Source organism: Pseudomonas sp. FG29 (genome assembly GCF_057809355.1).
Genome location: NZ_JBMDJU010000007.1, coordinates 1 through 13,527, shown reverse-complemented (window position 1 = coordinate 13,527; position 13,527 = coordinate 1). Strand labels below are relative to the sequence as shown.

Here is a 13,527-nt window from a genome sequence, read left to right as displayed (position 1 = left end):
AGCGCCAATAGCCGCTCGCGTGAAACGGCTGACCGGCATTGGGTTTCAGCCGCTATCAGGCCGGTGAAGCAAAGGCTTCGCGGCTGAAGCCGCTCCTACGAAAAGCGCGATCCGCGTAGGGCTCTGCTTACAGCCCGCCGGGCCATGCCGAGATCGGTACCACGATTCACGCCCAAGACGCCCGCCAGCGACGCAGGAAGCCAAAGCCGAATACGCCCTTCGCTGGCGGGCTAAAGCCCACCCTACACGTGCCTACACTCAGCGCCGTACCGGGCGCTTCTGCAATTTGCGCTGCAGGGTGCGGCGATGCATGCCCAGGGCGCGGGCAGTGGCGGAGATATTGCCTTCATGCTCGGCCAGCACGCGCTGGATGTGTTCCCACTGCAGGCGATCCACCGACATCGGGTTTTCCGGCACCAGGCTGTCGAGGTCGGCGTGCTCGGAAAGCAGTGCAGTGAGCACGTCGTCGGCGTCGGCCGGCTTGCACAGGTAGTTGGCAGCGCCGCGCTTGATGGCTTCCACGGCGGTGGCGATGCTGGAGTAACCGGTGAGGATCACCACACGCATTTCCGCATCCAGCTCCAGCAGCTTGGGCAGCAGCACCAGGCCGGAGTCACCTTCCATCTTCAAGTCGACCACGGCGTAGTCCGGCAGGTCTTCCTTGGCCAGGGCCAGGCCTTCTTCGGCGCTGGAGGCGGTGGACACACGCAGGCCACGACGGCTCATGGCGCGCGCCATCACACGGGTGAAGGTGGGGTCGTCATCCACCAACAGCAGGTGCGGATGCTCTTCGCCTTCGAACAGGGATTCTTCGCTCATGCTTGGTTTTCCTAATCAGGCCACGCCGTAAGTACGCGGCAACTTCAATTCGGTGAGGGTGCCGCCTTCCTCGTGGTTATACAACTTAACCGTACCACCGGCACGGGTCACGCTGGCCTGGCTGAGGAAGAGGCCGAGACCGAAGCCCTTGCCCTTGGTGGTGAAGAAGGGCCGGCCCAGTTGTTCGGCGATGGCCAGCGGTACGCCCACGCCGTGGTCGCGGATGCTCAGGCGCAGCCACTGATGATCCCAGTCGAGACGGATGTCGAGTTTGTCCGGGCAAGCATCGGCGGCGTTGTTGAGCAGGTTGAGCAGCGCCTGGGTGAGATCGGCCGGCGGCATCAGGCTCGGCGGCGTACCCCGACCGAGGCACTGGTAGCGATAGCTGGCCTCGGGGCGCATCAGGTGCCAGCGATTGAGCGTGGTTTCCAGCCACTCGACGCAGGACTGTTCCACCACGGCCTGACGGCGGTCGTTCTCGGCGGCGCGCACCAGCTGTTGCAGGGTGAACTTGCACAGTTTGACCTGTTCCTGCAGCAGCGCCAGGTCGTCCTGCAGGGCCGGCTTGTCGCGGTATTCCTGGCGCAGTTCCTTGAGCAGCACGCTCATGGTGCCCAGCGGCGTACCCAGCTCGTGGGCGGCGCCGGCGGCCTGGGTGGCCACGGCCAGCAGTTGCTGGTCACGCAGGCTCTCCTCACGGCGCTCGGCGCGCAGCTCGTCCTGACGGCGCAGTTCCTCGGCCATCTTGGCGACGAAGAAGGTGATCAACGCGGCCGCCAGGGCGAAGCTCAGCCACATGCCATAGATCAGCAGGCTCTCGCGCGCCGCCGGCAGCACCATCGGGTGCGTCCACACCAGCAGCAGGGTGTAACCGGCCAGCGCCAGGCCGGAAAGCGCGATGGTGAACATCCACGGCAGGGTCGCCGCGGCGATGGTCAGTGGCACCAGGTAATAGGAGACGAAGGGGTTGGCCGAACCGCCCGAGTAGTACAGCAGCACGCTGTGAATGATCAGGTCGCAGGCCAGTTGCGCCGCGTACTCCACCTCGGTGACCGGCCAGGGGCCGCGCAGGCGCAGCGCCGTGATCAGGCATAGCAGCAGGGAGACGCCCAGCGTCACCGACAGCTGCAGCCAGGGCAGCGGCAACACGCCCGATTTGTAGGCGAGGCCGACCGAACCGGCCTGGGCGGCAAGCACGAGAATACGGATGAGGGTCAGGCGCCAGAGGTTCTGGCGGCTGGCGGACAGTAGCTGAACGGGTTCGAGCATGGCGACTCCATTGGTTGGCGCCGAGTATAACCAAGCCAGTCGCGGCCTTCCGCCGCTGCGGCAACCGGACGCACGAAAGACAGAGGCTCTTCGATTTTCCTGGAACGATCCGATATCAAAGCCCATGAGCAAAATAATGCGTACCGCTTAACCCCATTCATCCATCCCCTTCGTCTACCCTCGGGAAACGGCCATCCGGCCACTGAAAAAGGAACGACCCATGCGCAATCTGACCCGCCTCGCCACCGCCCTGGCCATGACAGCCGCCAGCCTGGCCAGCACCGCCCTGTTTGCCGATGAGCCGCGCTACAACCAGATCGCCCTGCGTGCCGAAGTGAACCAGGAGGTCGCCCACGACCTGATGCACGTCACCCTCTACACCGAGTCGCAGCACAGCGATCCGGCCAAGCTGGCCGCCGAGATCACCACCACCCTCAACAAGACCCTGGAGCAGGCGCGCCAGGCCAAGGATGTAACGGTCAAGCTGGGCAGCCGCAACAGCTACCCGGTCTACGACGACAAGGGCCAGAAGATCACTGCCTGGCGCGAGCGCGCCGAGGTGCGCCTGGAAAGCGCCGACTTCGCCCGTCTGTCCACACTCACCGGTGAGCTGCTGCAATCGATGAAGATGGCCGGCATGGACTTCAGCATCGCCAGCGATACCCGCAAGACCCGCGAGGACGCCATGCTCAAGGATGCAGTCAACGCCTTCAAGGCACGCGCGCAGCTGGCCACCGAAGCCCTTGGCGGCAGCGGTTACAAGCTGGTCAACCTGAGCCTCAGCACCGGCGGTTTCCAGCCGCCGATGGCGATGCGCGCCTACGCCGCCAAGAGCATGGAAATGATGGACGCAGCGCCCACGCCACAGATCGAAGCCGGCACCAGCCAGGTGACGGTGACGGCCGATGGCGTCATCGAAGTGCAGATGCCCTGAGCCACGCCCCAGCATCAGGCAGCGCCGTTCAAGGCAGATAACGGCGCTTTGCCATGTTTTCCCCGGCAAATTTCATAAATGCGACACGAGCGTACAAAGTCGTCACACAACCCGCGTTGAACGCAACAAGCCACTTGCCTCGGGCACATGCCCTGCATAGCTTGCCAGGAGGCCCTCAAAAGGGGTTCCTCGCCAACAAGCACAACAACGATGAGGTCAAGATGCGCAAGAACGCCCTGATCCAGGCATTGTTCACCGCTGGGCTGATCGCCAGCGCCCCCTTCGCCAGCGCCGCCAACCTGGTGTTCTGCTCCGAAGGCAGCCCCGCCGGTTTCGACCCCGGCCTGTATACCACCGGCACCGATTTCGACGCGGCAGCGGAGACCATCTTCAACCGTCTGACCCAGTTCGAGCGCGGCGGCACCAAGGTCGAGCCCGGCCTGGCCGAAAGCTGGACGGTCTCCGATGACGGCCTGGTCTACACCTTCAAGCTGCGCCCCGGGGTGAAGTTCCACACCACCGAGTACTTCACGCCCAGCCGCACCTTCAACGCCGACGACGTGCTGTTCACCTTCGAGCGCATGCTCGACAAGGATCATCCGTTCCGCAAGGCGTACCCCACCGAGTTCCCCTACTTCACCGACATGGGCATGGACAGCAACATCGCCAAGGTGGAGAAGCTCGATGACATGACCGTGCGTTTCACCCTCAATGCCGTGGACGCCGCCTTCATCCAGAACCTGGCGATGAGCTTCGCCTCGATCCAGTCCGCCGAGTACGCCAACCAGTTGCTCAAGGCCGGCAAGGCCGCCGACATCAACCAGAAGCCGATCGGCACCGGCCCCTTCGTGTTCAGCCGTTACCAGAAGGACGCGGTGATCCGTTACAAGGGCAACAAGGACTACTGGAAGCCCGATGACGTGAAGATCGACAACCTGATCTTCGCCATCAACACCGACGCCTCGGTGCGCATGCAGAAACTCAAGGCCGGCGAATGCCACGTCACCCTGAATCCGCGCCCGGCAGACGTCGAGTCGCTGCAGAAGGAGGCCAACCTGCTAATGCCCGAGCAGGCCGGTTTCAACGTCGGCTACATCGCCTACAACGTCACTCACCCGCCGTTCGACAAGCTGGAAGTGCGCCAGGCGCTGGACATGGCGGTGAACAAGCAGGCGATCCTCGATGCGGTGTACCAGAAGACCGGCCAGCTCGCCGTCAACGGCATGCCGCCGACCCAGTGGTCGTATAACGAGGACATCAAGGATCCGGCCTTCGACCCGGAGAAAGCCAAGGCCCTGCTCAAGCAGGCCGGCGTCAAGGAAGGTACCGAGATCACCCTGTGGGCCATGCCGGTGCAGCGCCCTTACAACCCCAACGCCAAGCAGATCGCCGAGATGCTGCAGGCCGACTGGGCCAAGATCGGCATCAAGGCGCGCATCGTCAGCTACGAGTGGGGCGAGTACCTCAAGCGTGCCAAGGCCGGCGAGCATGACGCCATGCTGATCGGCTGGAGCGGCGACAACGGTGACCCGGACAACTGGCTCGGCACCCTCTACGGCTGCGATGCGGTCGACGGCAACAACTTCTCCAAGTGGTGCTTCGAGGACTACGACAAGCTGGTCAAGGCTGCCAAGCGCACCACCGACGTCGACAAGCGCACCGAGCTGTACAAGCAGGCGCAGGTGATCCTCAAGCGTGAGGTGCCGATCACCCCGCTGGCGCACTCCACCGTGTACCAGCCGATGCGCAAGGAAGTGCAGGACTTCCGCATCAGCCCCTTCGCGCTGAACTCCTTCTATGGTGTAGGTATCGCCAAGTGATGGCAGGCGGCGTGTCCACGGACACGCCGCTTCTACCCTGGTCAGGAGTTACCCATGTTTCCCATGCCTTTTCTACGCGGCGGCCTGTTGCTGGCCGTGATGCTGAGCGTGCACGCGCAGGCCGCAGACGACCTGGTGGTGTGCAGCGAAGCCAGCCCGGAAGGTTTCGACATCGTCCAATACACCGCAGCGACAACGGCCGATGCCAGCGCCGAAACCCTGTTCGAGCGCCTGGTGGACTTCGCCCCCGGCAGCACGCAGATCGTGCCGGCACTGGCGCAAAGCTGGGACATCAGCGATGACGGCCTGGTCTACACCTTCACCCTGCGCAAGGGGGTGAAGTTCCACGCCAACAAGAGCTTCACGCCCACTCGCGAATTCAACGCCGACGACGTGCTGTGGAGCTTCCAGCGACAGCTCGACCCTAATCAGCCCTGGCACAGGCTGTCGCTGCGCGGCTTCCCGTATGCCGAGGCCATGGGCCTGGCGCAGTTGATCGAACGCGTGGAAAAGCTCGACGAGCACCACGTGCGCTTCGTCCTCAAACACCCGGAGGCGCCCTTCCTGGCCAACATGGCCATGGGTTTCGCCTCCATCTATTCGGCCGAATACGCCGATCACCTGCTCGCGGCCGGCACTCCGGAGCGGCTGAACAACGAACCCATCGGCACCGGGCCGTTCATCTTCGAGCGTTATGCCAAGGACGCCCAGGTGCGCTTTCGCGGCAACCCCGATTACTGGAACGGCGCACCGGCGATCAAGCGCCTGGTGCTGGCCATCACCCCCGAGCCCAACGTGCGTCAGCAACGGCTCAAGGCCGGTGACTGCCAGATCACCCTGTTCCCCCGCCCGGTGGATATCCCGGCGCTCAAGGCCGACCCCAGGCTGCAGGTGCTGGAGCTGGATTCGCTGCTGACCGCCTATATCGGCATCAACACCCGTCACCCACCGCTGGACGACGTGCGCGTGCGCCAGGCGCTGAACCTGGCCTTCGATAAGGCCGCCTACATTCGTGCGCAGTTCGGCGAAGGCAATGCCACGCCGGCCGTGGCGCCCTATCCGGCCACTCTGTGGGGCCATGACGCGACGCTGAAGGATTGGCCGCACGATCCCGAACGCGCTCGCCAGTTGCTGGCCGAAGCCGGTCACGCCGACGGCTTCAAGCTGTCGATCTGGACCCGCCCCGGCGGCGGGCCGACCAATCCCAATCCGGGGATCGGCGCGCAGATGCTGCAGGCCGACCTTGCCGCCATCGGCATTCAAAGTGACATCCGTGTGTTCGAATGGGGCGAGCTGATCAAGCGCGCCAAGAATGGCGAGCACGACCTGGTGTTCATGGGCTGGGCTGGCGACAACGGCGATCCGGACAACTTCCTCACGCCCAACCTCTCCTGCGCCGCTGCCGAAAGCGGGGAGAACCAGGCGGGCTGGTGCGACAAGGCCTTCGATGCGCTGATCACCCAGGCCCGCCAGGAGCCCGAGCAGAACAAACGCGCTGCGTTGTACCGGCAGGCCCTGGCGATCTTCCATGAGCAGGCGCCGTGGATCGCCCTGGCTCACCCGAAGCAGTTCGTTGCGCTGCGCAAAGGCGTCGAGGGCTTCGTGCTCAGCCCGCTGGGCTCGAACAACTTTGCCCGTGTGAAGCTGCCGTGAGCCGTCCGCGCCATGCTTTTGTGGGAGGGGCTTTAGCCGCGAACCTGTCGCCGATGAAGCGCCTCCCACAAGGCACCTGTCACTCCGCGAATGCCCCGGATTGCATCCGGGCTACGCACTATCCAAAACGACACCGGGCCATGCAGTCCGGTGAGTACATACCGTCATGGAGTAAAAACGCCTGATGCTGTCATTCATCGCCAGACGCCTGGGGCTGCTGATCCCCACCTTCTTCGGCGTCACCCTGCTGACCTTCGCGCTGATTCGCCTGATCCCCGGCGACCCGGTGGAAGTGATGATGGGCGAACGCCGCGTCGACCCGGAAATGCACGCCCAGGCCATGGAGCGCCTGGGTCTGAACAAGCCGCTGTACCAGCAGTACTTCGACTACATCGGCCAACTCGCTCAGGGCAACCTGGGCGAATCGCTGCGCTCGCGCGAAAGTGTGTGGAGCGAGTTCCTCACCCTGTTCCCGGCCACCGTCGAACTGGCCCTGGCCGCCCTGCTGTTCGCCGGCACCCTGGGGCTGATTGCCGGGGTGGTCGCGGCGCTCAAGCGCGGCTCGCTGCTCGACCACGGCGTGATGAGCATCGCCCTCACCGGCTACTCCATGCCGATCTTCTGGTGGGGCCTGTTGCTGATCATGTTCTTCTCGGTCGGCCTGGGCTGGACGCCGGTGTCCGGACGCATCGACCTGCTCTACGACATCCCGCCGGTCACCGGTTTCATGCTGATCGACACCCTGCTCAGCGATGAGCCAGGCGCCTTCGTCGACGCCCTGCGCCATCTGATCCTGCCTGCCATCGTGCTGGGCACCATCCCGCTGGCGGTGATCGCCCGGATGACCCGCTCGGCCATGCTCGAAGTGCTGCGCGAGGACTACGTGCGCACGGCGCGGGCCAAGGGCCTGTCGCCGACACGCGTGGTGTTCGTGCACGCCCTGCGCAATGCACTGATCCCGGTACTGACGGTGTTCGGCCTGCAGGTCGGCGCCCTGCTGGCCGGCGCGGTGCTGACCGAAACCATCTTCTCCTGGCCCGGCATCGGCAAATGGCTGATCGAAGCCATCGGCGCCCGCGACTACCCGGTGGTGCAGAACGGCATCCTGCTGATTGCCTGCCTGGTGATCCTGGTCAACTTCATCGTGGACATCCTTTATGGCCTGGCCAACCCACGCATTCGTCATCAGAAGTAAGGACATCGCCATGCACGAACATAGCGATTACGTAGGGTGGATGACGCTCTTTTCATCCACCCAGCAAAGACAACGGTGGACGGGTGAAGCGTCGTCCACCCTACGGGAGGTGCGCCCATGACCACCGCCACCACGCTCGACCAGAGCCTGCTCTACCCTTCGCCGTTGAAGGAGTTCTGGCAAGCCTTCGCCCACAACAAAGGCGCCCTCGGCGGCCTGGCCTTCATGATCCTGCTGGTGTTCTGCGCACTGTTCGCGCCCTGGGTCGCGCCGCACGATCCCAGCGAACAATACCGCGACTTCCTGCTCACCCCGCCGGTTTGGCTGGAGGGTGGCCAGTGGCAGTTCCTACTCGGCACCGACGAACTGGGCCGCGACCTGCTCTCACGGCTGATCCATGGCGCACGCCTGTCGCTGTTGATCGGCCTGGCCTCGGTGCTGATGTCGCTGATCCCCGGCATCCTCCTGGGCCTGGTCGCCGGGTTCTTCCCGCGCCTGCTCGGCCCCAGCGTCATGCGCCTGATGGACATCATGCTGGCCCTGCCCTCGCTGCTGCTGGCAGTAGCCATCGTCGCCATCCTCGGCCCTGGGCTGATCAACACCATCTTCGCCATCGCCATCGTCTCGCTGCCGTCCTACGTGCGCCTGACCCGCGCAGCCGTGATGAGCGAGCTGAACCGCGACTACGTCACCGCCGCGCAGTTGGCCGGCGCCGGGCTGCCACGGCTGATGTTCGTCACCGTGCTGCCCAACTGCATGGCGCCGCTGATCGTGCAGGCCACGCTGAGCTTCTCCTCGGCGATTCTCGATGCCGCCGCGCTAGGCTTTCTCGGCCTCGGCGTGCAGCCGCCGACGCCCGAGTGGGGCACCATGCTGGCCTCGGCGCGTGACTACATCGAACGCGCCTGGTGGGTGGTGAGCCTGCCCGGCCTGGCGATTCTGCTGAGCGTGCTGGCGATCAACCTGATGGGTGACGGCCTGCGTGATGCGCTCGACCCGAAACTGAAGAATGCGCAGTGAGGAGCCCGGAATGAGCCTGCTGAATATCCGCAATCTCTCCGTCCGCTTTGGCCCCGCCATGCCGGTGGTCGATGGCCTTGACCTCAGCGTCGAGCAGGGCGAAGTGCTGGCCATCGTCGGCGAGTCCGGCTCCGGCAAGTCGGTGACCATGATGGCGCTGATGGGCCTGATCGACGCCCCCGGCATCGTCCAGGCCGACTGCATGCAGTTCGACGGCACCGACATGCTGCGCCTCAAGGGCCGCCAGCGCCGACATATCGTGGGCAAGGATCTGGCCATGGTCTTCCAGGATCCGATGACCGCCCTCAACCCCAGCTACACCGTGGGCTTCCAGATCGAGGAAGTGCTCCGTCAGCACCTCGGTTTGAAGGGCAAGGCAGCGCGCGCCCGTGCCCTGGAGCTCTTGGAACGGGTGGAAATACCCGGCGCCGCCAGCCGCCTGGACGCCTACCCGCACCAGCTTTCCGGGGGCATGAGCCAGCGCGTGGCCATCGCCATGGCCATCGCCGCCGAACCCAAGCTGCTGATCGCCGACGAGCCGACCACGGCGCTGGATGTGACCATCCAGGCGCAGATCATGGAACTGCTGCTGAACCTGCAACGCGATGAAGGGATGGCTCTGGTGCTGATCACCCACGATCTGGCCGTGGTCGCCGAAACCGCCCAGCGTGTCTGCGTGATGTACGCCGGGCAAGCGGTGGAGTTGGGGCACATCCCGACGCTGTTCGACGCCCCCAGTCACCCCTATACCGAGGCGCTGCTCAAGGCGATCCCCGAGCACAGCGCAGGCGCCAGCCGCCTGGCCACCCTGCCGGGCATCGTGCCTGGTCGCTATGACCGCCCGCTGGGTTGCCTGCTGTCACCACGCTGCCCCTACGTGCAGGAGCGCTGCCACCAACAACGTCCGACCCTGGACGAACATGCCCGTGGCGCCGCGCGCTGCTTCTTCCCGCTGGAGGTGGCCTGATGAGCACCGTACTCGAAGCCCATGAGCTGACGCGTCACTACAATGTGTCGCGCGGCCTGTTCCAACCGGCAGCCACGGTGCAGGCCCTCAACGGCGTGTCCTTCAGCCTGCAGGCCGGCAAGACCCTGGCGGTGGTTGGCGAGTCCGGCTGTGGCAAGTCGACCCTGGCCCGCGCCCTGACCCTGATCGAAGAGCCCAGCGCCGGCTCCCTGCAGATCGCCGGGCGCGAAGTGGCCGGCGCCAGCAAGGCCGAGCGCAGGCAGTTGCGTCGCGACGTGCAGATGGTGTTCCAGAACCCCTATGCCTCGCTCAACCCGCGGCAAAAGATCGGTGATCAACTGGCCGAACCGCTGCTGATCAACACCGACCTGTCGCGCAGCGAGCGCCGCGACAAGGTGCAGGCGATGATGCAGCAGGTCGGCCTGCGCCCCGAGCATTACCAGCGCTACCCGCACATGTTCTCCGGCGGCCAGCGCCAGCGCATCGCCTTGGCCCGCGCTATGATGCTGCAACCCAAGGTGCTGGTGGCGGACGAACCGACCTCGGCGCTGGACGTGTCGATCCAGGCGCAGGTGCTCAACCTGTTCATGGATCTGCAGGAGCAGTTCGACACCGGCTACGTGTTCATCTCGCACAACCTCTCGGTGGTGCGTCACGTCGCCGACGACGTGCTGGTGATGTACCTCGGTCGCCCGGCGGAAATCGGCCCAGCCGAAGCGCTCTACAGTCGGCCACTGCACCCTTACACCCGCGCCCTGCTCTCGGCGACGCCGACGATTCACCCTGATCCGGCCAAGCCGCGGATGAAGATCAGCGGTGAATTGCCCAACCCGCTGAACCCACCGTCCGGCTGCGCCTTCCACAAGCGCTGCCCACATGCAGACGTGCGTTGCCGTGGCGAACGCCCCGAGCTGCGCTTGATCGATGCGCGGCAGGTGGCCTGCCATCATGTGGAGCGGATTGCCTGACAGGTGAGTATTGATGCGCGGTGCGGTGCCTGCCCTTTTCGCGGCTGAAGCCGCTCCTACCCAGCGTTGGCAGCGGTTTCAGCGCGAGAATCTCTAATCGACCTGCACAGCACGAACCCGTGGGAGGGGCTTTAGCCGCGACAAACAGCTCGCGGCTAAAGCCCCTCCTACCGCTCACGCCCCGATTCGGTTTGAAAGCGCGATGCGGATTGGCAGCCGGCGATGCACGCAGGACAATCCGGCCATCGTCATTGAATGGAGCGCGCGCCATGCTCGACCCGGATCGCTGCTGGCAGGCCGTTTGCGAACGTGATGCAGCGCAGGACGGTCGCTTCGTTTTCGCCGTGCACAGCACCGGCATCTACTGCCGGCCGAACTGCCCGGCGCGGCGGCCACGGCGCGACAACGTCAGCTTCCACCCCGACGCCAGCAGCGCCGAGGCCGCAGGTTTCCGCCCGTGCAAGCGCTGCTCGCCACAGGGCCAGAGCCCGGCGCAGCAGCTCGATGCGCTGGTCGCGGCCGCCTGTGAGCTGCTGCGCGGCGAACAACGCCTGAGCCTGACGCAACTGGCCGCGCGCATCGGCCTGTCGCCGTCGCACCTGGCCCGCGCCTTCAAGGCGCGCACCGGCCTTACACCCAACGCCTGGGCCGCCGCCGAGCGGCGCAAGCATCTCGATGCGCAATTGCCAGGCGCGTCCAGCGTGCTGCAGGCCGCCCTGGCGGCCGGCTACTCCGGCACCCGCGCCCTGTACGAAAAACCGCAGGCTATGAGCCCACGCCAGCGCCGTCAGCACGGCGCTGGCGAACATCTGCGCTACGCCATCGCTCCCTGCCCGCTGGGCCTGGTACTGATTGCCAGCAGCGCCAAGGGCGTCTGTGCCCTGCTCTTCGGTGACGACGCCGAAGCCTTGCAAAGCGAGTTGCAACAGCGCTTCGCCGCCGCCCATCTGCAGCGGGACGACCAGGGCCTGCACGCCTGGCTGCAACAGGTACTGGCGCAACTCGAAGAACCCGAGCGCGCCGCCCATCTGCCCCTGGATATTCGCGGCACGGCCTTCCAGCAGCGGGTCTGGAAGGCTCTGCAACGCATCCCCAGCGGTGAAACGCGCAGCTACGGCGAACTGGCCAAGCAACTCGATAGCCACCCACGCGCCGTGGCCCGGGCCTGCGCCAGCAATGCCATCGGCTTGCTGCTGCCTTGTCATCGCGTGGTGGCCAGCGACGGCAGCCCCGGCGGCTACCGCTGGGGATTGCTGCGCAAGCGGCAATTGCTGGAGCAGGAAGGCGCCTGATCAGCGCTCACCCGTAGTGGATTGCAGACGGCGCAAAGCCGCGACTCACAGGTAGGAAGCTGTCCGTCCAGTCATAAATTCACCGGGAAAAATCTTGCTGCTATGATGCGCGGCTTTCGCGGAACCAAGCCTGTTCGAGGCGCATTCTGGTGGATGTGCTTTGCTTGGACTCTGACCATTGCCGCGCGCTCGCGCACCGGGGAGCCCCACATGCTGGAAAGACTGTTCCAACTCCAAGCCCACAACACCAACGTGCGTACCGAGATACTGGCCGGGGTCACCACCTTCCTGACCATGGCCTACATCCTCTTCGTCAACCCGAGCATCCTCGGCGAGACCGGCATGGACAAGGGCGCGGTATTCGTCGCCACCTGCCTGGCGGCGGCTTTCGGCTCCGTGGTCATGGGTCTGATCGCCAACTACCCGATCGCCCTGGCGCCAGGCATGGGCCTCAACGCCTTCTTCACCTACACCGTGGTGCTGGGCATGGGCCATACCTGGCAGGTCGCCCTCGGCGCGGTGTTCCTCTCGGCGTGCCTGTTCTTCCTGCTGTCGATCTTCAAGATCCGTGAATGGATCATCAACAGCATCCCGCTGGAGCTGCGCTCGGCCATTGCCGCCGGTATCGGCCTGTTCCTGGCGCTGATCGCCCTGCAGAACGCCGGCATCGTCGCCGCCAACCCGGCGACCATGGTCGGCCTCGGCAACCTGGCCAGTCCGCAGGCGATCCTGGCGATCCTCGGCTTCTTCCTGATCATCGGCCTGGAAGCGCTGCGCGTGACCGGCGCGGTGCTGATCAGTATCCTGGTGGTCACCGGTCTGAGCATCCTGCTCGGCGTCAGCCAGTTCGGCGGCGTGGTATCGATGCCGCCGTCGCTGGCCCCAACCTTCCTGCAACTGGACATCGCCGGTGCGCTCGACGTGGGCCTGGTCAGCGTGATCTTCGCTTTCCTCTTCGTCGACCTGTTCGACAACTCCGGCACCCTGATCGCCGTAGCCAAGAAAGCCGGCCTGATGCGCAAGGACGGCCACCTGCCGAAGATGGGCCGCGCGCTGATCGCCGACAGCACCGCTGCACTCGGCGGCTCGCTGCTGGGCACCAGCACCACCACCAGCTACATCGAGTCGGCCGCCGGCGTCAGCGCTGGCGGGCGCACCGGCCTGACTGCCATCGTCACCGCCGTGCTGTTCCTCCTCGCCCTGTTCTTCGCTCCGCTGGCCGGCAGCGTACCGGCCTTCGCCACCGCCCCGGCGCTGCTGTTCGTCGCCGTACTGATGGCTTCGGGCATGGCCGAGATCGAGTGGGACGACATCACCGTCGCCGCCCCCGTCGTCGTCACCGCGCTGGCCATGCCGCTGACCTACTCCATCGCCACCGGCATCGCCTTTGGCTTCATCACCTGGGTCGCCGCCAAGACCCTGGCCGGCCGCTTCCGCGAGCTGAACGGCATGCTAGTGGCGCTGGCCATCTTCTGCGTGATCAAGCTGGCGCTGTTCTAAGCGTTCGCAGGTGGGCTGAAGCCCACCCTACAGCTCACCCTTGTATTTTGTTTTTGCTCAAGTCGCTCTTGAGCACAAGGCACCCGGATG

Annotated in this window: 11 protein-coding genes; 9 read left to right on the top strand and 2 right to left on the bottom strand. The window is 65.2% G+C overall.

Going from position 1 to position 13,527, the window contains the following annotated elements:
• Positions 1-258: 258 nt before the first annotated feature.
• Together ACODS1_RS09790 and ACODS1_RS09785 are read right to left on the bottom strand one after the other, a co-directional pair.
• Positions 259-819 (bottom strand): response regulator transcription factor, encoded by a 561-nt coding sequence (locus ACODS1_RS09790; protein WP_489085506.1) that lies wholly within the window; start codon positions 817-819, stop codon positions 259-261.
• Between the two features lie 15 nt (positions 820-834).
• Positions 835-2,088, bottom strand: a complete 1,254-nt coding sequence (locus ACODS1_RS09785; protein WP_489085505.1) for an ATP-binding protein — start codon at positions 2,086-2,088, stop codon at positions 835-837.
• Between the two features lie 220 nt (positions 2,089-2,308).
• On the opposite strand from ACODS1_RS09785, the gene ACODS1_RS09780 reads away from it, so the two are divergent.
• The 9 genes from ACODS1_RS09780 to ACODS1_RS09740 all read left to right on the top strand — a co-directional run bounded on the left by ACODS1_RS09780 (position 2,309) and on the right by ACODS1_RS09740 (position 13,437).
• Positions 2,309-3,022, top strand: a complete 714-nt coding sequence (locus ACODS1_RS09780) for an SIMPL domain-containing protein (protein ID WP_489085504.1) — start codon at positions 2,309-2,311, stop codon at positions 3,020-3,022.
• Positions 3,023-3,243: 221 nt separating this feature from the next.
• A complete protein-coding gene (locus ACODS1_RS09775; RefSeq protein WP_489085503.1) occupies positions 3,244-4,842 on the top strand; it encodes an ABC transporter substrate-binding protein in 1,599 nt (532 codons plus the stop codon).
• Between the two features lie 54 nt (positions 4,843-4,896).
• Positions 4,897-6,495 carry an ABC transporter substrate-binding protein gene (locus ACODS1_RS09770; RefSeq protein ID WP_489085502.1) on the top strand — a complete coding sequence of 533 codons (1,599 nt, stop codon included), beginning with the start codon at positions 4,897-4,899 and terminating at the stop codon, positions 6,493-6,495.
• Between the two features lie 184 nt (positions 6,496-6,679).
• Positions 6,680-7,690 carry an ABC transporter permease subunit gene (locus tag ACODS1_RS09765; protein WP_322980535.1) on the top strand — a complete coding sequence of 337 codons (1,011 nt, stop codon included), beginning with the start codon at positions 6,680-6,682 and terminating at the stop codon, positions 7,688-7,690.
• A 117-nt stretch (positions 7,691-7,807) separates the two neighbouring features.
• Positions 7,808-8,710, top strand: coding sequence for an ABC transporter permease subunit (locus ACODS1_RS09760; RefSeq protein WP_489085501.1), 903 nt, complete (start codon positions 7,808-7,810; stop codon positions 8,708-8,710).
• 10 nt (positions 8,711-8,720) lie between these two features.
• Positions 8,721-9,677, top strand: coding sequence for an ABC transporter ATP-binding protein (locus tag ACODS1_RS09755; RefSeq protein ID WP_489085500.1), 957 nt, complete (start codon positions 8,721-8,723; stop codon positions 9,675-9,677).
• Positions 9,677-10,645 carry a peptide ABC transporter ATP-binding protein gene (locus ACODS1_RS09750; protein WP_489085499.1) on the top strand — a complete coding sequence of 323 codons (969 nt, stop codon included), beginning with the start codon at positions 9,677-9,679 and terminating at the stop codon, positions 10,643-10,645. Before ACODS1_RS09755 ends, ACODS1_RS09750 begins: the two co-directional genes overlap by 1 nt.
• Before the next feature lie 269 nt (positions 10,646-10,914).
• Complete coding sequence (gene ada, locus ACODS1_RS09745; RefSeq protein WP_489085498.1) at positions 10,915-11,937, top strand: bifunctional DNA-binding transcriptional regulator/O6-methylguanine-DNA methyltransferase Ada; 1,023 nt, start codon at positions 10,915-10,917, stop codon at positions 11,935-11,937.
• Between the two features lie 210 nt (positions 11,938-12,147).
• Entirely contained in the window at positions 12,148-13,437 is a 1,290-nt protein-coding gene (locus ACODS1_RS09740; RefSeq protein WP_489085497.1) for an NCS2 family permease, read from the top strand.
• Positions 13,438-13,527 lie beyond the last annotated feature (90 nt).

Coding starts and splice junctions, on each gene's coding strand:
- ACODS1_RS09775 (WP_489085503.1), top strand. CDS start 3,244: ATGCGCAAGAACGCCCTGATCCAGGCATTGTTCACCGCTGGGCTGATC.
- ACODS1_RS09755 (WP_489085500.1), top strand. CDS start 8,721: ATGAGCCTGCTGAATATCCGCAATCTCTCCGTCCGCTTTGGCCCCGCC.
- ACODS1_RS09740 (WP_489085497.1), top strand. CDS start 12,148: ATGCTGGAAAGACTGTTCCAACTCCAAGCCCACAACACCAACGTGCGT.
- ada (WP_489085498.1), top strand. CDS start 10,915: ATGCTCGACCCGGATCGCTGCTGGCAGGCCGTTTGCGAACGTGATGCA.
- ACODS1_RS09790 (WP_489085506.1), bottom strand. CDS start 819: ATGAGCGAAGAATCCCTGTTCGAAGGCGAAGAGCATCCGCACCTGCTG.
- ACODS1_RS09750 (WP_489085499.1), top strand. CDS start 9,677: ATGAGCACCGTACTCGAAGCCCATGAGCTGACGCGTCACTACAATGTG.
- ACODS1_RS09765 (WP_322980535.1), top strand. CDS start 6,680: ATGCTGTCATTCATCGCCAGACGCCTGGGGCTGCTGATCCCCACCTTC.
- ACODS1_RS09785 (WP_489085505.1), bottom strand. CDS start 2,088: ATGCTCGAACCCGTTCAGCTACTGTCCGCCAGCCGCCAGAACCTCTGG.
- ACODS1_RS09770 (WP_489085502.1), top strand. CDS start 4,897: ATGTTTCCCATGCCTTTTCTACGCGGCGGCCTGTTGCTGGCCGTGATG.
- ACODS1_RS09780 (WP_489085504.1), top strand. CDS start 2,309: ATGCGCAATCTGACCCGCCTCGCCACCGCCCTGGCCATGACAGCCGCC.
- ACODS1_RS09760 (WP_489085501.1), top strand. CDS start 7,808: ATGACCACCGCCACCACGCTCGACCAGAGCCTGCTCTACCCTTCGCCG.